Genomic DNA, 24,741 nt, shown 5'->3' on the forward strand with positions numbered 1-24,741 from the left:
CCGGCCCTGCCGTACTGAGCCGGCCGTCAGGCCACCGGACCAGGACCGCTCGGCGTTCCCGGGCCGCCGCTGCCCGGCGCGCTCGCCGTACCGCTCGTCGTGGCCGGGACGCTGGGGGCCGGGCCGTCGGCCGAGCTGGAGGCGGGCGGCGTGAGAGATTGCGTCGGCGGTGGCTGCGAGGAACCGGTCGGCGTCGGCTTCGGGCTGGGCGGCGGGCTGCTCTCCGTCTTCGTGGGCAGCGGTGTCGTCGGCTTGGAGGTGGGCGGCTTCAACGTGGGCGACTTGGACGTGGGCTCGGATGTGGGCGGCTTGGACTCAGGCGTCGACGGCTGTGTCGACGGTGGCTTCGACGGCGTCGTGCCCTGCGTGCCCGTCGGGTTGTCCGAGGGGCCGCCGGTGGTGCCGCTCGGCGTCGGGTCGCTCGAGGTGCCGCTCGTGCTGTCCGGGTCGGGTCGGGGCGACGTCGGGGCACCGACCACGCCCGACCTGCCCGATCCGTCCGATCCACCGGCCTGCTCCGGCTTGTCGGCGCCGAGGCTGCCGTCCTTCGCGCCGTGGCTCGCGGAGGGGCCCACACCGACCTTCTCCGACGGAATGTCGTTGTCGTTGCCGTTGCCCGAGGTCATGCCGAGCGCCACGACCGTGCCGAGCACGGCTGCCAGCGCCGCCCCGGCGCCCGCCGCCACCAGATTCCGCCGGGTGCCCTTCATCACACCGCGGACACCGCCGGTCCTGGGCGCCGGCTCGGCCACGGCCTGATGTGTGACCAACGTGGCGGTGTCACCGTGCGGTTCGGGAAGCAGCCCGAAGTCGGCCGGTACACCTCCGGGCGGCGACGCCGACTCCTCGTGCCGCGCGTCGGACACCTCCTCGCCCGCCGCCGTACGCCCGACGAGCGGCGTGGCGCCGGAGCGGTCGGCGACCAGGGCGAGAGCGCGCCGTCCGGCGACCGTGCCGTGCTTGTCGGCGAGGGCACCCCGCAGCCCGATGGAGGCCTCCAGCTCGGCGCGGGCGCGCTCGAGTTGGCCGCAGCACAGCGCCAGGATGCCCAACTCGTGGTGGTAGTAGGCCTGTTCGCCCACCTCGCCGGCGAGCCGGGACGCCTCCACGCCGAAGCGCAGTGCCCGCTCCCAGGCAGCCCAGTGCAGCCCCGCGGAGAGGGCGGGCGCGGCCTGCCGGGCCAGTCGTACGGCCGCGCTCGCCTCGCCCTCCGCGGACGGGGTCGTGGTGGGTACCAGGACGGCCAGGACGGCCAGCACGGCGTCCGCCTCCGCCGAGACCCGTTCCGGGGTGACCGAGGGGTGCCCGGCCCACCAGGTGTAGTGCTGGGCGGCCTTGAGCGCGTACTCCTGGGCTCCGGTCGCGTACCCGGCGGCCTCCAGTTGCGTCTGCACGCCGGCCGCGAGCCGGTAGCGGGGGCCGACCGGGGAGACCAGCGCGCAGTCGACGAGTTCGGCGAGCGCGGCGTCCGCGTGGGTGTCGTCCGCGAGGGCCGGCAGATGGGTCTGGTGGGGCACCTCGCCGCCGAGCGCGACCGCGAACTTGAGTGTCTCGCGGGCCGAGGGGCTCAGCCGGGAGGCGAGCAGCGGTGCGGGGGCGGCGGCCTCGGCGAGCGACGGCAGCGGTACGTCGGGCCCGTCCCCGGCTTCGAAGGACACGTCCACGGCGTTTTCCCCGAAGGCGCCGAACTCTTCGAAGGCGTCGGCTTCTTCGCGCCGCTGGTCACGCTGCCGCAGCAGCGCCCCGGCCTGCAGGAAGCGCAGCGGCAGGCCCTCGGACTCGAACCACAGGTCGCCCGCCCACTGCGCCTCTTCGTCGGTGAGGTCGCGACCGACGGCGCGCTCGACGAGTTCGAGCCCACCGGCGCGGTCGAGTCCACCGAGGAAGACCTCCTCCACGAGCGAGTCGGCGGAGGGCGCCGGCGCGTCGGGCGTGGCCGACAGCAGGAAGGCGCACTCGGGGGTCGCGTCGAGCAGTTCGTCGAGCGCGTTGCCGCCGATCTCCAGGTCGTCGAGGACGACGACGGCGCCGATCCCGCGCACGTGCAGGAGCAGCTCGTCCCGTTCGGGCCGGTACAGGGGCGCCTTGTAGACGGCCGAGAAGAGGTCGTGCAGGAGGTCGCCGGCGGTGCGCCGATAGCCGCTGAGGCGGACCACCCCGTCGGGGGCGAGGTCCGCGCAGTCCTCGGCGACGACGTCCAGGAGCGCGCTGCGTCCGGAGCCGGAGGGCCCGGTGAGGCGAACCGAGCGGCCGCGCGCGAGCAGCCGTACGAGCCGCTCTCGTTCGTCCTGGCGCTCAAGGAGCGGCAGCCGCTGCCGGGTGGCCCCGGGTGGAGCGGGCGGGCGGCCGGCGCGGGCGAGTTCGGCCCGCTCCGCGGTGGTGTGCTTCTGTGGCCGCGCGGGCCGCTCCCCCGGCGGGCAGGCCTCTATCTCACTGCCGTCGACCGGGTTGACGGTGAGCAGGAAGTCGCCCGTCACAAGCCGGACGGTGCGGGCGGGTGTCGGTGTCGACGGTACGAAGTCCGGTATAGCGGGGTCCCGCGGCGGGCGCTGGCGCGGTGTCTCGTGGGCGCCGTCCCGGCCGTACTCTTCGGGTTCCCGGGTGTTCGGGTCCATAGGTCCTTGCCCCCAAAAGCGTCGTGTGCCTGAGCCCCTCCCGGCCTTGCTGCACACTGCGCTGTCGCTTCTGGTCCGGTGCCCGCTCGAGGCTTCGGGCGGCGGGCAGCCGAACCCTAAACCTTCGCACAGTATCTCCGACCAGCCGGGGTGCCGCGCCGCCCGAGACGTCACAGTCTCGTGAGGATTGCACCCGACGTGCGGTTCGTCGGCGTTCGCGCCCGTGACGCCGCGCCCGCGGCGACCCGTCACACCCGGGGCAGGGACTCCACCCCGATCCCGCCCTCGATGGCGAGGATCCGGTGCAGCCGGGTGGCCACCAGCAGGCGCTGCATCTGCGGTGGTACGTCTCGCAGCACCAGCCGCCGACCGCATCGCCCGGCCCTCCGGTGAACCCCCATGATCACTCCGAGCCCGGTGGCGTCCCAGGAGTTCAGTTCGGACAGATCGAGCACCAGGTCGCCGACTCCGTCGTCGACGGCCGAGTGCAGGACCGTACGGGCGTCCGCCGCGCTGTGGACGTCGAGGCGGCCCCCGACGACCAGCTCGGCGTGGTCGCCCCTGATGTGCATATGCGCTCCCCGTGAGTGCGTTGGCGTACTCAGCGTTGTGGTTGTGCAACCTCTGACTACTCAGAAGGCAATCTGGTTGCCGTCTGTGAGCGAATCGATACCGAATTCACCCCCTGGGGTGACACCTCAGGGGGTGTGCGGTGTCAGTGCGTTCAGTACGTGTAGAAACCCTGCCCACTCTTGCGGCCGATGTCTCCGGCGTCGACCATCCGGCGCATCAGCTCCGGCGGAGCGAACTTCTCGTCCTGGGATTCGGTGTAGATGTTGCTGGTGGCGTGCAGCAGGATGTCGACGCCGGTGAGGTCCGTGGTGGCCAGGGGACCCATGGCGTGGCCGAAGCCCAGCTTGCAGGCGAGGTCGATGTCCTCGGCGGTGGCCACACCCGACTCGTACAGCTTGGCGGCCTCCACGACGAGCGCCGAGATGAGGCGGGTCGTCACAAAGCCGGCCACGTCGCGGTTGACGACGATGCAGGTCTTGCCGACGGACTCGGCGAACTGCCGGGCGGTGGCGAGGGTTTCGTCGCTCGTCTTGTAGCCGCGGACCAGTTCGACGAGCTGCATCATCGGCACCGGCGAGAAGAAGTGCACACCGACGACCCGCTCCGGACGCTCGGTGGCCGCCGCGATCTTGGTGATCGGGATGGCGGAGGTGTTGGACGCCAGCACGGTGTCCTCGCGGACGATCTTGTCGAGGGTCCGGAAGATCTCGTGCTTGACCTCCAGCTTCTCGAAGACGGCCTCGACGACGATGTCGGTGTCGGCGGCGGCGTCGAGGTCGGTGGTCGCCGTGATGCGGGCGAGCGCCTCCTCGGCCTCACGCGCCTCCATCTTGCCCTTGCTCACGAACTTGTCGTACGAGGCCTTGATGGCGTCCGTGCCGCGCGTCAGCGCCTCGTTGGTGACGTCACGCAGGACGACGTCCCAGCCGGCCTGGGCCGATACCTGGGCGATGCCGGAACCCATGAGTCCGGCTCCGATGACGGCAAGCTTCCGTGCCACTGTGCGACTCCCCTGACGCGCTGTCGATGTATGCCTCTCCGGCGGACCTTAGCGCTCATAAGGGGCTGTGTGACCGGTTAGTAACGCGCGTCACGGTCTCGCATGACGGACATCACACCAGCATGAGTCACGCGGCGGCGCGGACGGCGTAGTTGAGCACCTTCTCGCTCAGCAGTTCCTCCATGGAGTCACCCCCGGCGGCACCGGTGTCCTCGCGCAGGGCCGCCACCACATAGGGGGCCGAAGAACAGCAGGCACAGCAGCGGCATGAGCACGCCGAAGTGCTCGGCGCCTCGTTCGCCGGGGTGGCCGTCGGTTTCACCGCGCTGTCGGTGCTGGTGGGTACGCGGGTGTTCCGTACGGCAGGGGCGTGATCACTCCGGCCGCTCGGCCAGCTCCAGGAACGCCGACCAGGCCGCGGGTGCGACGGTGACGTGCGGGCCGGCGGGGTTCTTGGAGTCGCGGAGGTGGATGGCGGTGGGGTGGGCGGATACCTCTACGCACTCGCCGCCCTCGTCGCCGCTGTAGCTGGACTTGCGCCAGATGTAGGCGACTTCGAGGCAGTTGCCGCCTTCGCTGCCGCTGTAGCTGGACTTGAACCACCCAAGCGCGGTGCCGCTCATTGCTCTCCTAGCAGACGGTCCAGCAAATCCCTTGTGTCCTCGGGGGTGAGGGCCTGCGACCGCAGCATGGCACATTTCTGCGTGAGGATCGCTACCTCCTTGGGTTCGGCAATCAGTTGGCTGTCTCGCTGACTCTCCGTGTAGACAAGCCGCTGATGCTCTGGTGTCTCCAGCAGAACGAACGGGCCGTCGAGCGACGCGTGAGTGGTGCGGTCCAGCGGCAGAACCTGGAGCATGAGGCCAGGAAGTTCGGAGCAAGCACGCAGGTGTCGAACCTGCTCTCGCCACACTTGCCGCCCGCCGAGAGGGGCTTGCACCACCGGCTCCCAGACAACGAAGCAAGTGAGCGGCGGTTCCTTGCGATGCAGGATCGCCTGACGTTCGATGCGTGCCGCCGTCATCTGAGCGATCTCGTCCTCGTCGTAGACCGGCACACGACCACGGAACACCTCCCACGCGTACGCCTCCGTCTGAAGCAGACCGGGCAACACCTGGTTCTCGTACGACGAGATCGTGATCGCTTCCCGTTCCCGGTCGAGGAACTCCTCCGCCCACAGCGGTACGAGATCCACCTCCGGCATGTACTTCAACGCCTCGCTCAACGCCCCCTTGGTACCCAGGAGTTCGTCGAGCTGCTCGGCCAGGTCCGGCTTCAGGGGCCGTCTGCCCTGCTCGATGGAGGCGATCTGCTGATCGCTGACGAAGAACCGCTCGGCCAGCGACCGCTGGGTGTACCCGGCGGCCTCGCGGAAGACGGCGAGCAGCGCGCCCACCATCTTCATCGCGGAGGCGTTCCTGCGTGTCCGTGACCGCGTCGTGGCACCCATGCGGCCGAACTTCCCACCAGCGTGCGTACGTTCCATGGCACGTATACGTACGGATGCGTACGGACCGGCCGTACGGAGACGCGCACTGCTCCATGATGGCCACGGAGCGTGACTCTCGTCAGGTGAACACCGAAACACCACTCCCGACCGCACGCGAGCGGTTCTACCGACGCGAACGCCAGTCCGTCCCGGCCGCGCGTGCCTTCGCCCGCCTCGCCCTTCTGGACTGGGGCATGGCCGCCCGCGCGGACGACATCCTGCTGTGCGTCAGCGAACTCACCACCAACGCCCTGGTGCCCGGCGTACCGCCCGGACGCGGCTTCCAGTTGCGGCTGCTGCCGAGCGACGGCGGTGGTCTGCGCGTCGAGGTCCACGACAGCGGGGGCGGCGTCCCGGCCGTCCCGCGCCCTGACGCCGGGGAACCCGGCGAGGGCGGTCGCGGGCTGCTGCTGGTGGCGGAGCCGGCGGACGACTGGGGCGTGGGCGGCCGCGACCCCGGCAAGGTGGTGTGGTGCGAGTTCGCGGGGGCCGTTCGGGCAACCGCCTGACCGCCGGCCATGTGACGAGTCGTACGTGGAGGACGGTCAGGCGGTGGCGACCAGCGAGTCATCGCCGGGACGGGCCCCGGGAAGCCGGTGCCGAGCGGCGATGAGGGCGGCGTCGACATCGCAGGTCCCGGTCGCCACGCACGGCGTGTAGGAAACGTCCTCCAGGCGCCGGCGCGCCGTTTCACTGCCGTTCTCGGCATGCAGGATGCGCAGCGTCTCGTACTGCTCGATCAGGTCGCTCAGCACCGCCGGGTGCGCCATCAGCATCGAAATCCCCTCCTCGTCATGACAACTCGCGTGTGCTTACCGCCGGCAGGACCTGGTCGCCGCGGGCGGTCTCAGATGCGGCCGCCGGCCAGCCGGGTCAGTGGGCCGACCTGAGGCTTGGCCGTCGAGCGGCCTATCGCGAACGCCGCTCCGGCGACCCCCGCCACGGCGGCTGCCGCACCGGCTGCGACCGCCCTGCGGTGCTTGATGACTGTCCACGCGTTGCCCGCGACCGCAGCGGCCTTGGCCGCGTTGGCCGTCACGGCCTGCTGACCGCTCTGGAGGCCGTCGGCCGCCGCGCGGCTCACGCGCTGGGCCGCCTGACCGGCCGACTGGGCACCGGACGTCGTCGAGTCCTTCGCCTCACGTGCCTTCTCCTTGGCGGACTGCGCCGTCTCGCCGGCCTTGCGGGCCGAGTCGCGCGCGGCGGCCGTCCGGGAAGCGGCGGCCTTCTTGGCGCCGGACGCGGTCGAATTCCTGCTGTTCTTGTCGTCGGTGGTCATGATGTCGCTTCTGCCCCTCGAATCATTGATGAAACGTCATGGAATACAAGTGGAACGCACACACCCCTACCACTATCAGGATCCCGGCCTTTCAGAAATCACATGGAAGTAGTGACCCAAGGGGGCCGAGATCCAAATTCAGGTCATTCATGGTGAGGTCGTAGCGCTCACACAATTCCTCCATCCGCTCTTGGAGGATCATCAAGGTCATGCCGATACGCTCCTCCTGTTCCTCGCTCAGGTCTTCCTGGTCGACGCGGTGGATCGCTGTCCTCTCCATGAGCTGGCGGAGCAGTTCGACGATGGTGAGGACCAGTTTTATCAGGTCCCGTTCCACTGTTTCGGCGTCCGTTTCCCAGCGCTGGTACGGATTTCCCCGCCCCTCGGCGGAGCTCGCGGAGATCACGTCGTTCAGGCGAGTCACGAGGGCGCCTTTCGGATATTCCGGCATCAGAACTCCTGGCTGGGCAGACGCGGAATGGCGCACTGAGGCGCAGGATGGTCCGAGGTGATCGATCGGATGACCGCGCGGAGATTGATGTGAACCAGGTCCACATCGGCGATGCTGAGCACGACGTCTCCCGTCAGCACCGCGCCGCCGTTCAGCAGGCGGTCCAGCAGGTCGATGAGGGCGACGGGCGGACCTGCCAGGTGCTCGCGGTCGCCCCTGCCAGGACTCCGGTCGTTCAGGGCGTTCAGGTCGTTCAGGTCGTTCATGAGGGCCCCCCGCTGCCTACGCCCTCCTGCGTGGCGTCAACGGCGAAGGAGTACGGCGCCCAGGGTCCGGTGACCTCGATGCTGACGCCCGGTTCGTCCCGCGCGAGCGCGCCGAGGCCGGCCCGGAACTCCTCGACGGCGTCCAGTGGTACGAGGTAGGCCTCGTTGGCCACGTTCTCGCCCCGCCGGCCGGACCACTCGTCCTGCTGCGGACGGTGCACTGCCCGGGCCACGGCGAACGTGCCGGCCGCCCGGGCCGCGGCCTCCGCGAAGGCGGATGCGGCGCGGAAGGCGCGCTGCGCAGTGTCGCGCTGGGCCCGGCGGCTTCGCAGATAGGCCCGGCCGGGCGTCGCGGCGGCAGGTTCGGACTCCTGCCCGGCCGTCCGGGCAGCGTGCGGTACGGCGTAGACCTTGATGCCGAGTTCGACGTGGCCGTCGAACATGCGCAGCAGTTCGTCGAAGTGTGCGTGCTGTTCGTCCAGCATGGCGGCGACCCGCCCATCGTCGCGGTAGACCGTGGCCAGGCGCATGGGCAGGACCGTCGTCGCGGAGAAGGCCGCATCCACGACGGCGTGGTGGGCCCGCGCGAGGTCCTCCAGGCGGTCCAGGTCCTCCAGTCGCGCGGCGAGGCTCTCCTCGCTGAACTGGTCCGCCGGCACCGCTGACACCAAGGCGGTCAGGCACCCGCCGCGCACGAGGCCCAGCGGGTGCTTGTCCACCCCGGTGAGTTGACCGGTGACCCGATCCAGGGCCTTCCCGTCCCGGCCGACCGCGTAGACGTACCGCATCTCCGCGTCACTCATGAGCGGCCTCCCCCTCCGGCGATCCTTCCCCGCGGCCCTGCGCGGGTGCGGCCTTTGCCGCCGAGGTCGTGCGCTCGCTCGGTTCCAGGCTGGAGGCTGCCTGCAGGCGGGCGATTTCGGCGCGCAGCCGCGCGTTCTCCTCGGACAGTTCTGTGGCCGGGGCGCGGGAGGGAGCGCGGGTGGGAGCACGGGAGGACAGGGACGGGTCGTGCTCCCACCAGTCGATGCCCATCTCCTTGGCCTTGTCCACGGAGGCCACCAGCAGGCGGAGCTTGATGGTGAGCAGCTCGATGTCGAGCAGGTTGATCTGGATGTCACCCGCGATCACGACGCCCTTGTCGAGGACCCGCTCGAGGATGTCGGCCAGGTTCGCGGACGATCCCTGTGCTCCGTAGGCAGACGCGGAGCGCGTGGGAACGGGCAAGCGGCCGCTGAGTGGTTCGGTCACGTCGTCGTCCTTCGTCTGTCGGCAGGTCCCGGATCAGGCCTGCACGTCGGCGGTACGCCGACGCCGGGAGCGGCGGGGGGCCGGCTCGTCATCCTGCTCGGGCTCGTCGTCCTCGGCAGGGACGTCGGAGTCGTCGTCCTCCGCGTCGGAGGGGGTCTCGGCCTCCTCTTCGTAGGCGTCGGACTCGCCCTCGTCGTACGGCTCCTCGTCGTCCTCCTCGAACTCCTCCTCGTAGCCCTCGGCGTCGTCGTAGGGCTCCTCGTCGTCTTCCTCGTCGGAGGCCTCGCCCTCGGAGTCGTCCTCGGCCACGTCGGCGTCGTCCTGCTCCGGGGCGGCCGGATCCTGTTCCTCCGAGCCCTCCCCCTCCTCGGCCTGTTCGCGCTCGATGGCGTCCTCGTGCGCAACGACGACTTCGCCGTCCCGGATCTCGCCGCGCCAGCCGTCGGTCGCCTCTCCGCGCATCATGACGAATTTGCGGTAGAGCTTGAGGTCCAGTCGGGCACGGCGGCCCTGGGCGCGCCAGATGTTGCCCGTCTTCTCGAACAGACCCTTGGGGAAGTACTCCAGGACGAGCAGTACCTTGGTGAGGTCGTCGGTGACGGCGTGGAAGGTCACGACGCCCTTGACGGTGCCCTTGGCGCCCTCGGTCGTCCACGTGATGCGCTCGTCGGGTACCTGCTCGGTGACGTTGGCCTTCCAACTGCGGGTGGACTTGGCGACCTTCACCTTCCAGTTACTGGTGGTGTCGTCGGCCTTCTCAACGCTGACCACACCCTTGGCGAAGGTGCTGAACTCCTGGAACTGGGTCCACTGGTCGTAGGCCTCGCGTACGGGTACGCCGACGTCGATGTCCTCGACGATGACGACGCTCTTCGACTTGGCGCCGCCCGACCTGCGGCCCTTGCCGAACACGCCCTTGACCTTGTCCTTGATCGTCTCCTTCAGGTGGGAGGCGCCCGCGCTCATCGCCGCCTGTGCCGGAGACTTGCCCTCGGCGAGGGCCTGGCCGCCCTTGGCGAGGCTCTTGAGTGGGCCGCCGACGCCGCGCTCGCCGGGCTCCGCCAGCTTGGAGACCCCATCACCGAGCCGCCGGCCGAGGTCGGTGACCGTGTGTTCGGCGCGTGCGACCAGGTAGTTGCGCAGCTCTTCCTTGAGGCGGTCGGTCGCGGGGTCCGACAGAACGTCGCTCTTGATCTTGCCGAGGGTGGAGTCAGGCATTGCCATCACCGCCGTTCTCGCGGGCGGGGGCGGTCCGCTTCCTTGCGGTGCCCGAGCGGCTTCCGGTCGCCTTGGAGGCTGCGGACTTCGCGGCGCCGGTGCGCTTGCGGGCGGTGCCGGCGGTGCGGTGTGCGCCGCCCTGAGCGGTGGAGCGGGTCCGTTTTGCCGGGGCTCGGCCGCCGTCACCGGAACCGGAGGACTTCTCGCTGCGGGGCCCGGATGCCTTACGGCGGGCCGGCCGCTCCTCCTGTTCCTCGTCGCCGCTGTCGTCGTCCACGTCGTCGCGGCTGTCGTCCTCGTCGCCCCCTACTGTGTCGGTGACGCCCGTCGGGTCTTCGAGAGCCTGAGTGCGCCGGGCGAGAGAGGAAGCCAGACCGGCCGCCCGCTGGGTGAGCGCATCGGTGGCAGCGGTGCGCGTGGCCTGCACCAACTCCGTGCGCACCTGGTCGTTGAGCCCGCCGAGCACGGGCGAGTTGGCGAGGAGCTTGCCGACCCGCCGGGGATCGAGGTCGAGCTTCTTGCCGGCCAGGAACATGCCCAGGCCCACGGCCATCTTGGCTTTCTTCGTCCGCCCCAGGACGTAACCACCCACCAGGGCGGCGGCTATCTGCACGTTCTTCGTCATGCTGTGTGCACCTCTGTCTCTCCCACTCGTCGTTCTTCGCGGATCGTCGGAGGTTCGCTCAGCCTCCGTTCCGGTAGCGCTCGATCTCGTCCAGCCGGTCAAGGAGCTCGTCCTCGCGGCGGTCGTACTCCTCCTCGCAGAGGCGACCCTCGGTGAGCTCGCGTTCCAGCTCCGCGAGCTGCCGCCGCACGGGCTCCGGGTCGTAGTACTCCCGCTCCGCGGCCGTCAGTACCTGGTCGATGACCCAGGTGGTGCCGCGGAGGGGGGCCAGCGGAAAGGTGAGAATGCCGGTGATCAGGCCCATGGCCGACGCCCTGGCCGCGTGTGCCCGGTCAGACGAAGCTGTAGGGCGGGAACGGACCGGTGAGGGTGAACGTGTAGGCGTCACCGCGCCGGTCGGCCTCGCGCTCCACAGCCTGGACGAACGCCCCCTGCTCCGTGTCCTTGACGAGGAACGACACACTGAGGAAGCCGCTACAGGGCTCTCCCACGGACACGGTGGTCACGCTCGGGGCCAGTGCGTCGACGAGGTCCCGGCCCTCGTCGGCCCGGCGGGCCTCCGCCTCGTGGGCGATCGCCTCACCGAGGGCGATTCGCCGGTCATGGGCGTCGGGATCGGCCAGCGTCTGCTGCCGCAGCTCCCGCACGTGCTCGCAACTGTTGACGATCTCACGCAGCAGGTCGTCCTCATCGCGGCCGACCTTCAGGTTGTACTCGGCATGGCCGTCGAGCTGGGCCAGACGGGTGCGGTAGCCGTCGCGTTCCGCCTCCAGCGCCGCCACGACCTGCTCGTCGTCCGGTGCGAGGAGCCCGAAGCGCATCGGGAGGGTGGCCCCGCCGGCCATCAGCGCCTCCAGGACGCTCTGGTGGGCGCGGACGTCACGGCGCTTGGCACGCAAACCCTCGGGCGCGTCGCTGACGACCGCGGCGAGCGTGTCGGTCCGCACGGCCCGCAGCACGGAGGGAGGCTCTCCTACGCCCTGCACTCCATCGAGGTGCAGCGGATGATCGGCACCGGTGATGCCGTAGACATAGGTGGGCACTTGTCACTCCTCCCGGCGCGGCGCGGACTGGCGGCTGGACGTCGCTTTGCGGGCCGGGCGCTTGCGCGGCTCCTCCTCGGACTCGTCACGCCTGCCCTGGAGGGAATCAGTGAACGCCTCGACCGCTCCGGTCAGTGCTCCTTTCGACTTTCCCTTCGCTCCGCTTTCGGTCATGTCGCCGACCATGTCGGTGAGCTGGCTCGGGGCCTTGCGGCCCGCCTCCAGGTCGAGGCGGTTGCACGCTTCGGCAAACCGCAGATACGTGTCCACGCTGGCGACGACAACACGGACGTCGATCTTGAGTATCTCGATGCCCACGAGAGAGACCCGGACGAACGCGTCGATCACGAGCCCACGGTCCAGGATGAGTTCGAGGACATCGTAGAGATTGCCGCCTCCTGATCCGCTTCCTTGCGAGGCGACGCTGCTCTGTTGAACGAGAGACATGCTGACTCCTTCCGTTGATCCGTCTGGGCACCGGTCCGCGTACGGACGCGCGGCACCCTTGAAGATTCAGCGGCGGTCGATCTGGCCCCTGGCGTAGCGGCGCAGCCGCTCATAGCCGAGAAGGCGGCCCCGATGGTCGAGTTCGATGCGGTAGGACGCCATCACACTCATCGTGTCCGGCACCCTCTCCAGTTCCACCACTTCGACTTCTGCCGACCATCCGTCATCCGTCATCCGCACGGCTGAAACCGTGGCCGCTTCCCGTTGCAGCACAGCGGAGAGCTGGCTGCTCGCCTGGCTGATCACCGTCGGAAGATCCAGACGCTGCTCCGCCGCGTTGTCGTTCTTCTGGCTCTTGTCGTCTGTGGTGCTCATGGCCCCGCCCGCCGGAAGGTTTCTTGAAGACGTCCTTCATTCGTCCTCTACGACTTGACTTCTGCGTCGCCTTCCCGAGCACCTGGCACGTATGCGTGCACGAGCCCGGGCGTACTCGATCCGGCCTCGCCGAACCCTTTTGCCGCAGGGCATGATCACCCATCGGACGACGCTCCTCGACGGGCAAAAATCGCCTGACACGGCACTAGGCTGATCGCATGGTCAATCTGACGCGCATCTACACCAGGACCGGCGACAAGGGCACGACACACCTCGGCGACATGAGCCGCGTACCCAAGACCGACCTGCGGATCTCCGCGTACGCGGACTCCAACGAGGCGAACGCGGTGATCGGCAGCGCGATCGCGCTGGGCGGTCTCGACGAGGAGGTCGTCAAGGTCCTCACCCGTGTCCAGAACGACCTGTTCGACGTGGGCGCGGACCTGTCGACGCCGGTGGTGGAGAACCCCGAGTTCCCGCCACTCAGGGTCGAGCAGTTCTACGTCGACCGGCTGGAGGCGGACTGCGACCGCTTCCTCGCCGAGCTGGAGAAGCTGCGCTCGTTCATCCTGCCCGGCGGCACGCCCGGCGCGGCCCTGCTGCACCAGGCGTGCACGGTCGTACGGCGCGCCGAGCGCTCCACGTGGGCCGCGCTGGAGGTCCACGGTGAGGTGATGAACCCGCTGACCGCGACCTATCTGAACCGGCTGTCCGACCTGCTGTTCATCCTGGCCCGGTACGCCAACAAGGAGACCGGCGACGTGCTGTGGGTACCGGGCGGTGAGCGCGACTGACTCCGCGCGGGAGGCTCGGTGCACACGGGCTCATCGCTTGGTCAGTGTGCGCCGATCCTCCGATCCGGCTGCCCCGGCAGGGGCCTTCTTCGGGAAGAGCAGATACGTCAGGGCGATCACCCCGTGGATCGCGGTGATGCGCAGCGACGTCCCCTGCCAGGACCTCAGCGGTTCGGTGCCGGCCGCGTCACCGACGTACCAGACCGCCGCCTGGAGCAGGGCCAGGGCGACCGCTGATGCGAGGACGGTGCGCAGCCAGAGGCGGCCCTCGTGGCGGGCGCGGGCCAGGCCGTACTTCGGCGGCTTCGGCGGGCGCGGGGCGCCGGACAGGCGGTGGGCGGCGTGCCCGTCGAGCCAGCGGACGGTGTAGTGGCCGTAGCCGATGGTGAAGCCGATGTACAGCGCGGCCAGCCCGTGTTCCCAGCCCGGCTTCGCGCCGTTCTTCAGGTCGATGGCGGTGGTCACGAAGAGGACCACCTCCAGCAGCGGCTCGCACAGCAGCAGAGCCACGCTGGTGCGGCGCATCTTCAGCAGATAGCGGACGGCCAGGCCCGCGGCCAGCAGCACCCAGAAGCCGACCTCGCAGGCGACGATCAACCCGACGATCACGTTTCGCCCCTCTCGTCTCCCTCCAGGCTGCCGGTGAAGAGGGCTCGTTTCGTCGTCGGCGATGAGGAACCGTGACTGCATCCTTCGATGTAGCCGATGGGGTCGCGGACCGTGCTGCGGTATCTGACGCGGGCCCGGTACACCCTGTTGGATGGGCCTATGGCCGCACCTCTCCCCCGCCCGCACCGCCACGACGTCGCCATCGCGGCGGGCGGGCTCCTCGGCGGGCTCGTCCTGCTGGGCATCGGCCTGCACAGCCGGACCGGCGACGACCCGATGTGCCTCTTCGCCCAGGACTGGGCGGTCCTGATCCCGCTCGTCGTGACGGCGGGCTGCGAGCTGCTGCGCCGTACGCACCCTGAGGCGGTGCTGCGCATCGGGGCCGTGGCGATCACCGCGGACCTGCTCACACGCGGCAACCTCGCCACCGTGCTGATGTTCACCGACCTGGTGTACGCGGCCGTCCTGTACGGCAGCGCCGCCACGGCCCGCCGCCTCCCCTGGACCATGGGCGTGCTCACGGTGGTCGGCACCGTGGTCCCGTTCGCGATCTGGCGCGTTCCGCAAGCCCTGCTGATCGGGGCGGGCGTCGGAATGGTCGCTCTGCTGCCCGCGACGACCGGCTGGGTGACGCGCAACCACCGTGACACCGCCGTCGCCGAACGTCTGCGCGCCGAACAGACCGCTCTGCTCGCGGAGATGGACCGCACCCAGGCCGTGACCGCAGAACGTGCCCGTATGGCCCGGGAGTTGCACGACATGGTGGCCAATCACCTGTCCGCGATCGCCATCCACTCCACGGCCGCGCTCTCCATCGACGACCCGAAGACCTCCCGGGAGGCCCTGGCCGTCATCCGTGAGAACAGCGTGGAGGGGCTCGCCGAGATGCGGCGACTGATCGGGATCCTCCGGGACGGTGCCGCCGAGGCCGAGCCGGCCGCGACCCCCACCCTCGACGGGCTCGGCGCCCTGGTCGACAGCGCCCGCGCCAACGGTCTCGACGTCACGCTCGACACGAAGTACGAGCAGGTACCCGCCCCGGTGGAACTGGCCGCGTACCGGATCGTGCAGGAGTCCCTGACGAACGCCCTCAAGCACGCCTGCGCCGGCCGGGTCACGGTGCGGCTCGCGCTGACGCGGGACGAGGTCCTGGACGTGCGGGTGACCAGCCCGTACGGCGACCGGGACGCACCGCGCGCACCGGGATCCGGCGCAGGGCTCGTGGGGATGCGGGAACGGGCGGCGCTGCTCGGCGGTGACTTCGAGGCCGGTCCCGAGGGGGCACTGTGGAGCGTGCGCGCCACCCTTCCCGTCACCGACATTCCCCGAGGAGAGACCACATGATCCGCGTACTCGTCGCCGAGGACCAGTCCGCCGTCCGGGCAGGGCTGGTCCTGATCCTTGGCAGCGCGCCCGACATCGAGGTGGTCGGGGAGGCGGTGGACGGCGAGCAGGCGGTGGAGCTCGCCCGTGAACTGCGCCCCGACCTGGTCCTGATGGACGTCCAGATGCCGCGTCTCGACGGGGTGTCGGCGACGCGGCAGGTCGTCGCGGAGCGGCTCGCCGATGTACTGGTGCTCACGACGTTCGACCTGGACGCGTATGTGTTCGGGGCGCTGCGGGCGGGCGCCTCGGGGTTCCTGCTGAAGAACGCGGAGGCGAAGGAACTCATCGCCGCCGTGCGGACGGTGGCACGCGGCGAGGGGCAGATCGCTCCGGCGGTGACCCGACGGCTGATCGCGGAGTTCGCCGCCACGCCCGCACCGGAGCCGTCGGCCGACCCGTCGATCCTGGAGGCGCTCACCCGGCGCGAGCGCGAGGTGTTGTCCTGCCTCGGTGAGGGGCTCTCCAATCCCGAGATCGCCGTCCGGCTGGACATGGCGGAGGCCACCGTGAAGACGCACGTCAGCCGGCTTCTCGGCAAGCTGGAGCTGCGCAGCCGGGTCCAGGCCGCCGTGCTGGCCAAGGAGTTGGGGATCTGACGGCGGTCCCACGCACCATCGCGCGCCTCTGGTCCAGACCTATTGACCCGTGGTCCAGACCTTTCTATTCTCGCCGCACAGCGCGCTTAGTCATGCCCCCGACAATCAAGGAGGCGCAGCATGCGCTTCAGACACCGGGCCGTGGCAGCATTAGCGACCCTTCTGCTTCCGCTCGCCGGCCTTGTCGGCCTCGCCGGCCCCGCCCACGCCGCCACATCGGCCACCGCCGCCTACGCCAAGACCCAGGACTGGGGAACCGGCTTCGAGGGCAAGTGGACGGTGACCAACTCCGGTACCACCACTATCAGTTCCTGGACGATCCAGTGGGACTTCCCCTCCGGCACGTCCGTCACCTCGGCATGGGACGCCGACGTGACGAACTCCGGCACCCGCTGGACGGCCAAGAACAAGTCCTACAACGGCACCCTCGCCCCCGGCGCCTCCGTCTCCTTCGGCTTCAACGGCGCCGGTTCGGGATCACCGAGCAACTGCACGCTCAACGGAGCCAGTTGCGACGGCGGCACGACCGTCCCCGGCGACAACCCGCCCTCCGCGCCAGGCACCCCGACCGCGTCCGGTATCACCGACACCTCGGTGACGCTGTCCTGGACGGCGGCCACCGACGACAAGGGCGTCAAGAACTACGACGTCCTTCGGGACGGCACGAAGGTCGCCACCGTGACCGCCACCTCGTACAAGGACACCGGCCTCACCGCCGGCACCGACTACTCGTACACCGTCCAGGCCCGTGACACCGCCGACCAGATGGGCCCGGTCAGCGGCGCCGTCAAGGTACACACCACTGGCGGAGGCGGCACGCCCCCGCCGACCGGTGACAAGGTCAGGATGGGCTACTTCACCGACTGGGGCATCTACGCCCGCAACTACAACGTCAAGAACCTCGTGACGTCCGGCTCCGCGGCGAAGATCACGCACATCAACTACGCCTTCGGCAACGTCACCGGCGGCAAGTGCGCGATCGGCGACTCCTACGCCGACTATGACAAGGCGTTCACCGCCGACCAGTCCGTCAGCGGCGTCGCCGACACCTGGGACCAGCCGCTGCGCGGCAACTTCAACCAGCTACGCCAGCTGAAGGCCAAGTACCCGAACATCAAGGTGCTGTATTCCTTCGGCGGCTGGACCTGGTCCGGCGGATTCACGGACGCGGCCAAGAACCCGACGGCGTTCGCGCAGTCCTGCTACGACCTGGTGAAGGACCCGCGCTGGGCCGATGTCTTCGACGGCATCGACATCGACTGGGAGTACCCGAACGCCTGCGGCCTCACCTGCGACACCAGCGGGGCCGCCGCCCTGAAGAACATCCTGGCCGCGATGCGCGCCAAGTTCGGCTCCAGCGCCCTGGTCACCGCGGCCACCACCGCGGACGCCTCCTCGGGCGGCAAGATCGACGCGGCCGACTACGGGGGCGCCGCACAGTACGTCAACTGGTACAACGTGATGACGTACGACTTCTTCGGCGCCTGGGACGCGAAGGGCCCCACGGCCCCGCACTCCCCGCTCACCTCGTACAGCGGCATCCCGCAGCAGGGCTTCAACTCGGCCGACGCGATCGCCAAGTACAAGGCGGCGGGCGTGCCCGCGAACAAGCTGCTGCTCGGCATCGGCTTCTACGGCCGAGGCTGGACCGGCGTCACCCAGGACGCTCCGGGCGGGACGGCCACGGGCCCGGCGGCCGGAACGTACGAGCAGGGCATCGAGGACTACCGGGTACTCAAGACGTCCTGCCCGGCCACCAGCACCATCGCCGGCACGGCGTACGCGCGCTGCGGCAGCAACTGGTGGTCCTACGACACCCCGGCCACCATCGGCACCAAGATGGCCTGGGCCAAGACGCAGGGGCTGGGCGGCGCGTTCTTCTGGGAGTTCAGCGGTGACACCAGCAACGGCGAACTGGTGAGCGCGCTGAGCAACGGTCTGTCGTAATCCCGATCGGAGGCATCAGGCACACACGAGCCCCCGGACATCGTCCGGGGGCTCGTCCGCTGCCCGCATGCGACCGATCAGGCCACATTCACTCTCCCCCAGACTTCGTCCGGGGGGACCCCCACCAACGAGCGAATGCGGCTACGCCACATTCACTCGTTGTCCGGGCGGGGCCGCCTCGAGCCAGGCGAGGAACCCGGTCAGCGCGTCCTCGCTCATCGCCAGTTCCAGGCGGGTTCCCTGGTGGTCACAGGCGAGGATCACCGCGTCGGAGAGCAGCGCCAGCTCCTCCTCGCCCTCCGGATCGCGTCGACCGGCCACCTCGATCGCCGAGCGTTCCAGGACACGGCGCGGGCGCGGGGCGTAGGAGAAGACACGGAACCATTCGACGCGGTCGCCGTTGTAGCGCGCCACGCCGTAGCTCCAGCCCTTGCCGCTGGTGTCGGACTCCTGCGGGACGTCCCATCTGAGGCTGCAGTCGAAGGTGCCGCCTGAGCGCTGGATGAGGCGCCGCCGCAGGCCGAAGACGAACAGTCCCACCGCTACGAATGCCAGGACCGCTCCGCACACACTCAGGGCGAGGACCATCGACACCGACCTCCTCGTCTCCTTGGTAACGGAAAGGAAAAAACACCCGGATTCACCTCAGCCGCGGCCGGCACCGGATTGCTCCGGGCCGGCCGCGGCTGAGTCACGTCATCACGCGGCGCGCTGGGTTCAGTGCGAGTTCACCGCGCGCAGTCGAACCTCCGCGCGACGCTCCGCATGGGCGTCGGCGTCGGCCTTCGCGCGCTCGAGAGCCCGCTCCGCGCGCTGGACATCGATCTCGTCCGACAGTTCGGCGATCTCGGCCAGCAGCGACAGCTTGTCGTCCGCGAACGAGATGAAACCGCCGTGCACCGCGGCGATGACCGTTCCGCCATCACTCGTACGGATGGTCACCGGGCCCGACTCCAGCACACCGAGCAGCGGCTGGTGACCGGGCATGACGCCGATGTCGCCGGACGTGGTGCGCGCGACGACCAGGGTGGCCTCACCGGACCAGACCTTGCGGTCGGCGGCGACCAGCTCGACGTGCAGCTCAGCAGCCAAGGGTGGCTCCTCGGGTCACCACCCGGCGGTGATGCCGGGTGTTGGGTCATAAGTCTAGTAGGGCTTGAGGCACCGAAGTGCCCGGGGCCCGCCCCGCCTCGCGGCGAGGGGCGCGGGGGCCGTGCGACGGAAGCCGTCGGGGTCCCCGCTGTGATGCGGTGGCGTGGAGAGGGGGACGGGACGCGGGCCGTGGCCGGCGCCGGTCTCGTCCCCCTTCACCAAGAGCACGACGTCAGGAGACGCCCAGCTCCTTCGCATTCTTCTTCAGGTCCTCGAGACCACCGCACATGAAGAACGCCTGCTCCGGGAAGTGGTCGTACTCACCGTCGATGATCGCGTTGAAGGCCGCGATCGACTCGTCCAGCGGGACGTCCGACCCGTCGACGCCGGTGAACTGCTTGGCGACGTGGGTGTTCTGGGACAGGAAGCGCTCCACACGACGGGCACGCTTGACGACGAGCTTGTCTTCCTCGCCGAGCTCGTCGATACCGAGGATCGCGATGATGTCCTGGAGGTCCTTGTACTTCTGCAGGATCGTCTTGACGCGCATGGCGGCGTTGTAGTGATCCTGCGCGATGTAGCGCGGGTCCAGGATGCGGGACGTGGAGTCCAGCGGGTCCACGGCCGGGTAGATGCCCTTCTCGGAGATCGGACGGGACAGAACCGTCGTCGCGTCGAGGTGGGCGAACGTGGTGGCCGGGGCCGGGTCGGTCAGGTCGTCCGCGGGGACGTAGATCGCCTGCATCGAGGTGATCGAGTGACCACGGGTCGAGGTGATGCGCTCCTGGAGGAGACCCATCTCGTCGGCCAGGTTCGGCTGGTAGCCCACCGCGGAGGGCATACGGCCGAGCAGGGTCGACACCTCGGAACCGGCCTGCGTGAAGCGGAAGATGTTGTCGATGAAGAACAGCACGTCCTGCTTCTGGACGTCACGGAAGTACTCGGCCATGGTCAGGCCGGCCAGCGCGACGCGCAGACGGGTGCCCGGCGGCTCGTCCATCTGACCGAAGACCAGCGCGGTCTTGTCGATGACGCCCGAGTCGGACATCTCCTCGATCAGGTCGTTGCCCTCACGGGTGCGCTCACCGACACCGGCGAACACGGAGACACCGTCGTGGTTGTTGGCGACACGGTAGATCATCTCCTGGATGAGCACCGTCTTGCCGACACCGGCACCACCGAACAGACCGATCTTGCCGCCCTTGACGTACGGGGTCAGCAGGTCGATGACCTTGACGCCGGTCTCGAACATCTCGGTCTTCGACTCGAGCTCGTCGAAGTTCGGCGCCTTGCGGTGGATCGGCCAGCGCTCGCCGTCGTACTTCTCGTCGACGTTCAGCACCTCACCGAGGGTGTTGAACACCTTGCCCTTGGTGAAGTCGCCGACCGGGACGGAGATGGCCGCGCCCGTGTCCGTCACCGGGGCCTGGCGGACCAGACCGTCGGTGGGCTGCATCGAGATCGTACGGACCAGACCCTCGCCCAGGTGCTGGGCGACCTCGAGGGTCAGGGTCTTCTTCTCGCCCTCGTTCGCCGGGTCGGAGACCTCGACGTGCAGCGCGTTGTAGATGTCCGGCATCGCGTCGACGGGGAACTCCACGTCGACGACCGGGCCGATGACCCGCGCGACGCGGCCCGTCGCCGTGGCCGTCTCAACAGTGGTGGTCATTACTTGTCACTCCCCGCGGTCGCGTCGGCCAGGGCGCTCGCGCCACCGACGATCTCGCTGATTTCCTGGGTGATTTCGGCCTGGCGGGCCGCGTTGGCAAGACGGGAGAGCGTGTTGATCAGCTCGCCCGCGTTGTCGGTGGCCGACTTCATCGCGCGCCGCGTGGCGGCGTGCTTCGAAGCGGCCGACTGGAGCAGCGCGTTGTAGATACGGCTCTCCACGTAGCGCGGCAGCAGGGCGTCGAGGACGTCCTCCGCCGACGGCTCGAAGTCGTACAGCGGAAGGACCTCGTCCTTCTTCTGCGACTCCTGCGCCACCTCTTCGAGGCGCAGCGGCAGCAACCGCGAGTCGATCGCCGTCTGCGTCATCATCGAGACGAACTCGGTGTAGACGATGTGGAGTTCGTCCACGCCGCCGTCCGCCGTCGTCTTCTCGATGGCCTCGATCAGCGGGGCCGCGACCTGCTTGGCGTCCGCGTACGTGGGCTCGTCGGTGAAGCCGGTGAACGACTCCGTGACCTTGCGCTCACGGAAGTTGTAGTGGGCCACACCACGACGGCCGACGATGTACGTGTCGACCTGCTTGCCCTCGCGCTCCAGGCGCTCGGTCAGCAGCTCCGCCGTCTTGATGGAGTTGGAGTTGAATGCGCCGGCCAGACCGCGGTCGCTCGTCAGGAGCAGGACCGCGGCACGGGTCGGGTTCTCCGCCTCCGTCGTCAGCGGGTGCTTGGTGTTCGAACCGGTGCCGACCGCCGTGACCGCGCGGGTCAGTTCCTGCGCGTACGGCGTGGAGGCCGCCACCTTGCGCTGTGCCTTGACGACGCGCGAGGCGGCGATCATCTCCATCGCCTTGGTGATCTTCTTGGTCGCGGTGACGGATCGGATGCGACGCTTGTAGACCCGGAGCTGGGCTCCCATGAGTCAGGTCCCTTCCTTACGTCACTTGGCGGCAGCGGCCGGAGTGTCCTCGCCGAGCAGCTTGCCGTCCGAGGTCTCGAACTGCTTCTTGAAGGCCGCCACGGCGTCGTCGACCGCCTGGATCGTGTCGTTCGACATCTTGGCGCCCTCCTTGATGGAGGTCATCAGGCCCTGCTCCTTGCGGTGCAGGTACTCGAGGAGCTCCTTCTCGAAGCGGCGGATGTCGACGACCGGCACGTCGTCCATACGGCCGTTGGTGCCGGCCCAGACGGAGACGACCTGGTCCTCGGTGGCCATCGGCTCGTACTGGTTCTGCTTGAGCAGCTCGACCATGCGCTGACCGCGCTCCAGCTGAGCCTTCGACGCGGCGTCCAGGTCGGAACCGAAGGCGGCGAACGCCTCCAGCTCACGGAACTGGGCGAGGTCGACACGCAGACGGCCGGAGACCTGGCGCATGGCCTTGTGCTGGGCCGAACCACCGACACGGGAGACCGAGATACCGACGTTCAGGGCCGGACGCTGACCGGCGTTGAACAGGTCGGACTCCAGGAAGCACTGGCCGTCGGTGATGGAGATGACGTTGGTCGGGATGAACGCCGAGACGTCGTTGGCCTTGGTCTCGACGATCGGCAGACCGGTCATCGAACCGGCACCCATGTCGTCGGAGAGCTTGGCGCAGCGCTCCAGCAGACGGGAGTGCAGGTAGAAGACGTCACCCGGGTAGGCCTCGCGGCCCGGCGGACGACGCAGCAGCAGGGACACGGCGCGGTAGGCGTCGGCCTGCTTCGACAGGTCGTCGAAGATGATCAGGACGTGCTTGCCCTGGTACATCCAGTGCTGACCGATGGCCGAGCCGGTGTAGGGCGCCAGGTACTTGAAGCCCGCCGGGTCGGACGCCGGGGCGGCGACGATGGTCGTGTACTCCAGCGCACCGTTCTCCTCCAGCGCGCGGCGGACCGACGCGATGGTGGAGCCCTTCTGGCCGATGGCGACGTAGATGCAGCGGACCTGCTTCTTCGGGTCGCCGGTGCGCCAGTTGTCGCGCTGGTTGATGATCGTGTCGACGGCCAGGGCGGTCTTGCCGGTCTGGCGGTCACCGATGATCAGCTGACGCTGGCCACGGCCGATCGGGGTCATGGCGTCGACGGCCTTGTAGCCCGTCTCCATCGGCTCGTGCACCGACTTGCGCTGCATGACCGTGGGGGCCTGCAGCTCGAGGGCGCGGCGGCCCTCGGTCTCGATCTCGCCGAGGCCGTCGATGGGGTTGCCGAGCGGGTCGACGACGCGGCCGAGGTAGCCCTCGCCGACAGCCACGGAGAGCACCTCACCAGTGCGCTGCACCGGCTGACCCTCCTCGATGCCGCTGAACTCACCGAGGACGATGGCACCGATCTCGCGCTCCTCGAGGTTGAGGGCGAGGCCGAGGGTGCCGTCCTCGAACTTCAGCAGTTCGTTGGCCATGGCCGAGGGAAGACCCTCGACCTTCGCGATGCCGTCGCCGGCAAGGGTGACCGTACCGACCTCCTCGCGCGAGGCCGCGTCCGGCTTGTACGACTGGACAAAGTTCTCCAGCGCGTCCCGGATCTCCTCCGGCCGGATCGTGAGCTCCGCCATCTGGGTTCCCTGCTCTCCTTGTTGGGCCCGAAGTTTCTTTGGGGGTCTGGGGGCGGCCCCCAGGAATCCTCTGCACGGCCCAACGCGGGCCGTAGTACTGCGTATGGAGTTGCGCTTAGCTCGCCATGCGGCGGGCGGCGTCCTCGAGTCGGTCCGCGACGGAACCGTTGATGACCTCGTCACCGACCTGCACCCGGATCCCGCCGAGGACCTCGGGGTCCACGTCGAGGTTGAGGTGCATCTCACGGCCGTAGACCCTGGCCAGCGCGGCACCGAGGCGCCGCTTCTGGGTGTCGCTCAGCGGCACCGCCGAAGTGACGACCGCGACCATGCGGTCACGGCGCGCGGCGGCGAGCTTGGACAGGGACTCGATTCCCGCTTCCAGGCTACGTCCCCGCGGCGCGGTAACAAGACGCGTCACCAGACGTTCCGTGGTGACATTGGCCCGGCCACCGAGCAGCCGGCGCACCAGCTCGCGCTGCGCCGAGGTGCTCGCGGAACGGTCGGTCAGCGCGGCGCGCAGCTCGGTGTTCGAGGAGACGATCCGGCCGAACCGGAACAGTTCGTCCTCGACGTTGTCGAGCGCGTTCGCCTTCTCCGCGGCGGTGAGGTCGGCGATGTTCGCCAGCTCCTCCACCGCGTCCACCAAGTCACGCGACTGCGACCAGCGCGAGCGCACCATGCCGGCCGCCAGGTCCGCGGTCGGCCCGCTGACCTGGCCGCCCAGCAGACGCTGGACCAGGTCCGCCTTGGCCTCGCCGGACTGCGCCGGGTCGGTGAGGACCCGACGCAGCGACGCCTCGCGGTCGAGCAGCGCGGTGACGGCGGCCAGCTCGTCGGCGAGCTGCGTCGCGTCCACGGACGTGGAGTCCGTCAGCGCGTCGAGACGCTCACGTGTGGCTGCCAGGGCCTCGCGGCTCGCTCCGTTCATCGCGCGGCCTCGGCCTTCTGCTCGAGCTCGTCGAGGAAGCGGTCGATGACGCGGCTCTGCCGGGCGTGGTCCTCGAGGGACTCGCCGACGAGCTTGCCGGCCAGGTCGGTGGCAAGCCTGCCGACGTCCTGACGCAGGTTCTGCGCGGCGGCGTTGCGGTCGGCCTCGATCTGCGCGTGGCCGGCGGCGACGATCTCCTCGCGCTGCCGCTGACCCTCCGCGCGCATCTCGGCGATCAGCACGGCACCCTGCTCCTGCGCCTCCTGGCGCAGCCGCGCGGCCTCGTGCCGGGCTTCGGCGAGCTGAGCCTTGTACTGCTCAAGCACGCTCTGGGCCTCGACCTTCATGGCGTCGGCCTCTTCGATACCGCCTTCGATCGCCGCGCGACGCTCCTCCAGAACCTTGTTGATGTTCGGAAGCAGCTTCTTCCAGAAGAAGAAGAACACGATGGCGAAGGCGATGGTGCCGACGAGCAGCTCGGGACCGGCCGGGAGGAGCGGGTTCTGCTCTTCCTCGGCCGCCAGCTGTACCAGGTTGGCGATCACATCAGTGCC

Annotated in this window: 31 protein-coding genes; 5 read left to right on the forward strand and 26 right to left on the reverse strand. The window is 69.3% G+C overall.

The features are described from left to right. Window positions 1-26 precede the first annotated feature (26 nt). The 6 genes from ACWDEX_RS21000 to ACWDEX_RS21025 form a co-directional block, all read right to left on the reverse strand. A complete protein-coding gene (locus tag ACWDEX_RS21000) occupies window positions 27-2,615 on the reverse strand; it encodes an ATP-binding protein (protein WP_450465183.1) in 2,589 nt (862 codons plus the stop codon). Window positions 2,616-2,863: 248 nt separating this feature from the next. Next, entirely contained in the window at window positions 2,864-3,187 is a 324-nt protein-coding gene (locus ACWDEX_RS21005) for an STAS domain-containing protein (protein ID WP_450465184.1), read from the reverse strand. 152 nt (window positions 3,188-3,339) lie between these two features. After that, entirely contained in the window at window positions 3,340-4,188 is an 849-nt protein-coding gene (locus ACWDEX_RS21010) for a 3-hydroxyacyl-CoA dehydrogenase family protein (RefSeq protein WP_450465186.1), read from the reverse strand. Between the two features lie 127 nt (window positions 4,189-4,315). Further along, entirely contained in the window at window positions 4,316-4,510 is a 195-nt protein-coding gene (locus ACWDEX_RS21015) for a hypothetical protein (RefSeq protein ID WP_450465187.1), read from the reverse strand. A gap of 52 nt (window positions 4,511-4,562) precedes the next feature. Continuing rightward, window positions 4,563-4,811, reverse strand: a complete 249-nt coding sequence (locus tag ACWDEX_RS21020) for a DUF397 domain-containing protein (RefSeq protein WP_450465189.1) — start codon at window positions 4,809-4,811, stop codon at window positions 4,563-4,565. Beyond that, window positions 4,808-5,674, reverse strand: a complete 867-nt coding sequence (locus tag ACWDEX_RS21025) for a helix-turn-helix domain-containing protein (RefSeq protein ID WP_450465190.1) — start codon at window positions 5,672-5,674, stop codon at window positions 4,808-4,810. Before ACWDEX_RS21025 ends, ACWDEX_RS21020 begins: the two co-directional genes overlap by 4 nt. A gap of 86 nt (window positions 5,675-5,760) precedes the next feature. Here ACWDEX_RS21025 and ACWDEX_RS21030 point away from each other — a divergent pair, with 86 nt between their 5' ends. Next, the gene (locus ACWDEX_RS21030; RefSeq protein WP_450465192.1) at window positions 5,761-6,186 is read left to right on the forward strand and encodes an ATP-binding protein; all 426 of its coding nucleotides are present in this window, start codon (window positions 5,761-5,763) and stop codon (window positions 6,184-6,186) included. A 36-nt stretch (window positions 6,187-6,222) separates the two neighbouring features. Here the strand turns inward: ACWDEX_RS21030 and ACWDEX_RS21035 are convergent, their stop codons facing one another. From ACWDEX_RS21035 to gvpO, 12 genes are all read right to left on the reverse strand, one after another. Then, window positions 6,223-6,453 (reverse strand): DUF5133 domain-containing protein, encoded by a 231-nt coding sequence (locus tag ACWDEX_RS21035; protein ID WP_450465194.1) that lies wholly within the window; start codon window positions 6,451-6,453, stop codon window positions 6,223-6,225. Between the two features lie 71 nt (window positions 6,454-6,524). Next, window positions 6,525-6,956 (reverse strand): hypothetical protein, encoded by a 432-nt coding sequence (locus tag ACWDEX_RS21040; RefSeq protein ID WP_450465195.1) that lies wholly within the window; start codon window positions 6,954-6,956, stop codon window positions 6,525-6,527. A 91-nt stretch (window positions 6,957-7,047) separates the two neighbouring features. Continuing rightward, on the reverse strand, window positions 7,048-7,407 hold the full coding sequence (locus ACWDEX_RS21045) for a gas vesicle protein K (protein WP_450465197.1): 360 nt from the start codon (window positions 7,405-7,407) through the stop codon (window positions 7,048-7,050). Continuing rightward, window positions 7,407-7,673, reverse strand: coding sequence for a gas vesicle protein (locus ACWDEX_RS21050; protein ID WP_450465198.1), 267 nt, complete (start codon window positions 7,671-7,673; stop codon window positions 7,407-7,409). Before ACWDEX_RS21050 ends, ACWDEX_RS21045 begins: the two co-directional genes overlap by 1 nt. Next, a complete protein-coding gene (locus ACWDEX_RS21055; protein WP_450465200.1) occupies window positions 7,670-8,476 on the reverse strand; it encodes a GvpL/GvpF family gas vesicle protein in 807 nt (268 codons plus the stop codon). Before ACWDEX_RS21055 ends, ACWDEX_RS21050 begins: the two co-directional genes overlap by 4 nt. Continuing rightward, window positions 8,469-8,924, reverse strand: coding sequence for a gas vesicle protein (locus tag ACWDEX_RS21060; RefSeq protein WP_450465202.1), 456 nt, complete (start codon window positions 8,922-8,924; stop codon window positions 8,469-8,471). The genes ACWDEX_RS21055 and ACWDEX_RS21060 overlap by 8 nt, the downstream gene beginning before the upstream one ends. Before the next feature lie 33 nt (window positions 8,925-8,957). Beyond that, on the reverse strand, window positions 8,958-10,142 hold the full coding sequence (locus ACWDEX_RS21065; protein ID WP_450465203.1) for an SRPBCC family protein: 1,185 nt from the start codon (window positions 10,140-10,142) through the stop codon (window positions 8,958-8,960). Beyond that, window positions 10,135-10,767: a hypothetical protein gene (locus ACWDEX_RS21070; RefSeq protein WP_450465205.1), complete on the reverse strand. Its 633-nt coding sequence runs from the start codon at window positions 10,765-10,767 to the stop codon at window positions 10,135-10,137. The genes ACWDEX_RS21065 and ACWDEX_RS21070 overlap by 8 nt, the downstream gene beginning before the upstream one ends. Window positions 10,768-10,825: 58 nt before the next feature. Further along, a complete protein-coding gene (locus tag ACWDEX_RS21075; RefSeq protein ID WP_450465206.1) occupies window positions 10,826-11,071 on the reverse strand; it encodes a gas vesicle protein GvpG in 246 nt (81 codons plus the stop codon). A 28-nt stretch (window positions 11,072-11,099) separates the two neighbouring features. Further along, a complete protein-coding gene (locus ACWDEX_RS21080) occupies window positions 11,100-11,810 on the reverse strand; it encodes a GvpL/GvpF family gas vesicle protein (RefSeq protein WP_450465207.1) in 711 nt (236 codons plus the stop codon). A gap of 3 nt (window positions 11,811-11,813) precedes the next feature. Beyond that, window positions 11,814-12,257: a gas vesicle structural protein GvpA gene (locus ACWDEX_RS21085; protein ID WP_450465209.1), complete on the reverse strand. Its 444-nt coding sequence runs from the start codon at window positions 12,255-12,257 to the stop codon at window positions 11,814-11,816. A 66-nt stretch (window positions 12,258-12,323) separates the two neighbouring features. Next, window positions 12,324-12,632 (reverse strand): gas vesicle protein GvpO, encoded by a 309-nt coding sequence (gene gvpO, locus ACWDEX_RS21090; protein WP_450465210.1) that lies wholly within the window; start codon window positions 12,630-12,632, stop codon window positions 12,324-12,326. A gap of 218 nt (window positions 12,633-12,850) precedes the next feature. Between gvpO and ACWDEX_RS21095 the strand changes: the two genes are divergently transcribed. Then, window positions 12,851-13,426, forward strand: coding sequence for a cob(I)yrinic acid a,c-diamide adenosyltransferase (locus tag ACWDEX_RS21095; protein ID WP_450465211.1), 576 nt, complete (start codon window positions 12,851-12,853; stop codon window positions 13,424-13,426). A gap of 30 nt (window positions 13,427-13,456) precedes the next feature. Here the strand turns inward: ACWDEX_RS21095 and ACWDEX_RS21100 are convergent, their stop codons facing one another. Then, the gene (locus tag ACWDEX_RS21100; protein ID WP_450465212.1) at window positions 13,457-14,035 is read right to left on the reverse strand and encodes a hypothetical protein; all 579 of its coding nucleotides are present in this window, start codon (window positions 14,033-14,035) and stop codon (window positions 13,457-13,459) included. A gap of 159 nt (window positions 14,036-14,194) precedes the next feature. Between ACWDEX_RS21100 and ACWDEX_RS21105 the strand changes: the two genes are divergently transcribed. From ACWDEX_RS21105 to ACWDEX_RS21115, 3 genes are all read left to right on the forward strand, one after another. Further along, window positions 14,195-15,379 carry a sensor histidine kinase gene (locus ACWDEX_RS21105; RefSeq protein ID WP_450465213.1) on the forward strand — a complete coding sequence of 395 codons (1,185 nt, stop codon included), beginning with the start codon at window positions 14,195-14,197 and terminating at the stop codon, window positions 15,377-15,379. Next, window positions 15,376-16,017, forward strand: coding sequence for a response regulator (locus ACWDEX_RS21110; protein ID WP_450465214.1), 642 nt, complete (start codon window positions 15,376-15,378; stop codon window positions 16,015-16,017). Before ACWDEX_RS21105 ends, ACWDEX_RS21110 begins: the two co-directional genes overlap by 4 nt. A 120-nt stretch (window positions 16,018-16,137) precedes the next feature. Then, a complete protein-coding gene (locus ACWDEX_RS21115; RefSeq protein WP_450465215.1) occupies window positions 16,138-17,964 on the forward strand; it encodes a glycosyl hydrolase family 18 protein in 1,827 nt (608 codons plus the stop codon). A gap of 141 nt (window positions 17,965-18,105) precedes the next feature. Here the strand turns inward: ACWDEX_RS21115 and ACWDEX_RS21120 are convergent, their stop codons facing one another. From ACWDEX_RS21120 to ACWDEX_RS21150, 7 genes are all read right to left on the reverse strand, one after another. Beyond that, window positions 18,106-18,552 carry a DUF2550 domain-containing protein gene (locus ACWDEX_RS21120; protein WP_450465216.1) on the reverse strand — a complete coding sequence of 149 codons (447 nt, stop codon included), beginning with the start codon at window positions 18,550-18,552 and terminating at the stop codon, window positions 18,106-18,108. Window positions 18,553-18,681: 129 nt separating this feature from the next. After that, entirely contained in the window at window positions 18,682-19,056 is a 375-nt protein-coding gene (locus tag ACWDEX_RS21125; protein ID WP_450465217.1) for a F0F1 ATP synthase subunit epsilon, read from the reverse strand. A 232-nt stretch (window positions 19,057-19,288) separates the two neighbouring features. Beyond that, entirely contained in the window at window positions 19,289-20,725 is a 1,437-nt protein-coding gene (gene atpD / locus ACWDEX_RS21130; RefSeq protein ID WP_450465219.1) for a F0F1 ATP synthase subunit beta, read from the reverse strand. Continuing rightward, window positions 20,725-21,642: a F0F1 ATP synthase subunit gamma gene (locus tag ACWDEX_RS21135; RefSeq protein ID WP_450465220.1), complete on the reverse strand. Its 918-nt coding sequence runs from the start codon at window positions 21,640-21,642 to the stop codon at window positions 20,725-20,727. The genes atpD and ACWDEX_RS21135 overlap by 1 nt, the downstream gene beginning before the upstream one ends. Before the next feature lie 21 nt (window positions 21,643-21,663). Continuing rightward, window positions 21,664-23,256 carry a F0F1 ATP synthase subunit alpha gene (atpA, locus tag ACWDEX_RS21140; RefSeq protein ID WP_450465221.1) on the reverse strand — a complete coding sequence of 531 codons (1,593 nt, stop codon included), beginning with the start codon at window positions 23,254-23,256 and terminating at the stop codon, window positions 21,664-21,666. Window positions 23,257-23,371: 115 nt separating this feature from the next. Then, window positions 23,372-24,187 carry a F0F1 ATP synthase subunit delta gene (locus ACWDEX_RS21145; RefSeq protein ID WP_450465222.1) on the reverse strand — a complete coding sequence of 272 codons (816 nt, stop codon included), beginning with the start codon at window positions 24,185-24,187 and terminating at the stop codon, window positions 23,372-23,374. Then, window positions 24,184-24,732, reverse strand: a complete 549-nt coding sequence (locus tag ACWDEX_RS21150; RefSeq protein ID WP_450465223.1) for a F0F1 ATP synthase subunit B — start codon at window positions 24,730-24,732, stop codon at window positions 24,184-24,186. Before ACWDEX_RS21150 ends, ACWDEX_RS21145 begins: the two co-directional genes overlap by 4 nt. Window positions 24,733-24,741: the final 9 nt, after the last annotated feature.

The sequence above is a fragment of the Streptomyces sp. NPDC001020 genome (assembly GCF_053599115.1).

Coding starts and splice junctions, on each gene's coding strand:
- ACWDEX_RS21085 (WP_450465209.1), bottom strand. CDS start 12,257: ATGTCTCTCGTTCAACAGAGCAGCGTCGCCTCGCAAGGAAGCGGATCA.
- ACWDEX_RS21020 (WP_450465189.1), bottom strand. CDS start 4,811: ATGAGCGGCACCGCGCTTGGGTGGTTCAAGTCCAGCTACAGCGGCAGC.
- ACWDEX_RS21005 (WP_450465184.1), bottom strand. CDS start 3,187: ATGCACATCAGGGGCGACCACGCCGAGCTGGTCGTCGGGGGCCGCCTC.
- ACWDEX_RS21035 (WP_450465194.1), bottom strand. CDS start 6,453: ATGCTGATGGCGCACCCGGCGGTGCTGAGCGACCTGATCGAGCAGTAC.
- ACWDEX_RS21135 (WP_450465220.1), bottom strand. CDS start 21,642: ATGGGAGCCCAGCTCCGGGTCTACAAGCGTCGCATCCGATCCGTCACC.
- atpA (WP_450465221.1), bottom strand. CDS start 23,256: ATGGCGGAGCTCACGATCCGGCCGGAGGAGATCCGGGACGCGCTGGAG.
- ACWDEX_RS21145 (WP_450465222.1), bottom strand. CDS start 24,187: ATGAACGGAGCGAGCCGCGAGGCCCTGGCAGCCACACGTGAGCGTCTC.
- ACWDEX_RS21070 (WP_450465205.1), bottom strand. CDS start 10,767: ATGACGAAGAACGTGCAGATAGCCGCCGCCCTGGTGGGTGGTTACGTC.
- ACWDEX_RS21065 (WP_450465203.1), bottom strand. CDS start 10,142: ATGCCTGACTCCACCCTCGGCAAGATCAAGAGCGACGTTCTGTCGGAC.
- ACWDEX_RS21050 (WP_450465198.1), bottom strand. CDS start 7,673: ATGAACGACCTGAACGACCTGAACGCCCTGAACGACCGGAGTCCTGGC.
- ACWDEX_RS21120 (WP_450465216.1), bottom strand. CDS start 18,552: ATGGTCCTCGCCCTGAGTGTGTGCGGAGCGGTCCTGGCATTCGTAGCG.
- ACWDEX_RS21025 (WP_450465190.1), bottom strand. CDS start 5,674: ATGGAACGTACGCACGCTGGTGGGAAGTTCGGCCGCATGGGTGCCACG.
- gvpO (WP_450465210.1), bottom strand. CDS start 12,632: ATGAGCACCACAGACGACAAGAGCCAGAAGAACGACAACGCGGCGGAG.
- ACWDEX_RS21105 (WP_450465213.1), top strand. CDS start 14,195: ATGGCCGCACCTCTCCCCCGCCCGCACCGCCACGACGTCGCCATCGCG.
- ACWDEX_RS21045 (WP_450465197.1), bottom strand. CDS start 7,407: ATGCCGGAATATCCGAAAGGCGCCCTCGTGACTCGCCTGAACGACGTG.
- ACWDEX_RS21075 (WP_450465206.1), bottom strand. CDS start 11,071: ATGGGCCTGATCACCGGCATTCTCACCTTTCCGCTGGCCCCCCTCCGC.
- ACWDEX_RS21110 (WP_450465214.1), top strand. CDS start 15,376: ATGATCCGCGTACTCGTCGCCGAGGACCAGTCCGCCGTCCGGGCAGGG.
- ACWDEX_RS21055 (WP_450465200.1), bottom strand. CDS start 8,476: ATGAGTGACGCGGAGATGCGGTACGTCTACGCGGTCGGCCGGGACGGG.
- ACWDEX_RS21000 (WP_450465183.1), bottom strand. CDS start 2,615: ATGGACCCGAACACCCGGGAACCCGAAGAGTACGGCCGGGACGGCGCC.
- ACWDEX_RS21115 (WP_450465215.1), top strand. CDS start 16,138: ATGCGCTTCAGACACCGGGCCGTGGCAGCATTAGCGACCCTTCTGCTT.
- atpD (WP_450465219.1), bottom strand. CDS start 20,725: ATGACCACCACTGTTGAGACGGCCACGGCGACGGGCCGCGTCGCGCGG.
- ACWDEX_RS21095 (WP_450465211.1), top strand. CDS start 12,851: ATGGTCAATCTGACGCGCATCTACACCAGGACCGGCGACAAGGGCACG.
- ACWDEX_RS21040 (WP_450465195.1), bottom strand. CDS start 6,956: ATGACCACCGACGACAAGAACAGCAGGAATTCGACCGCGTCCGGCGCC.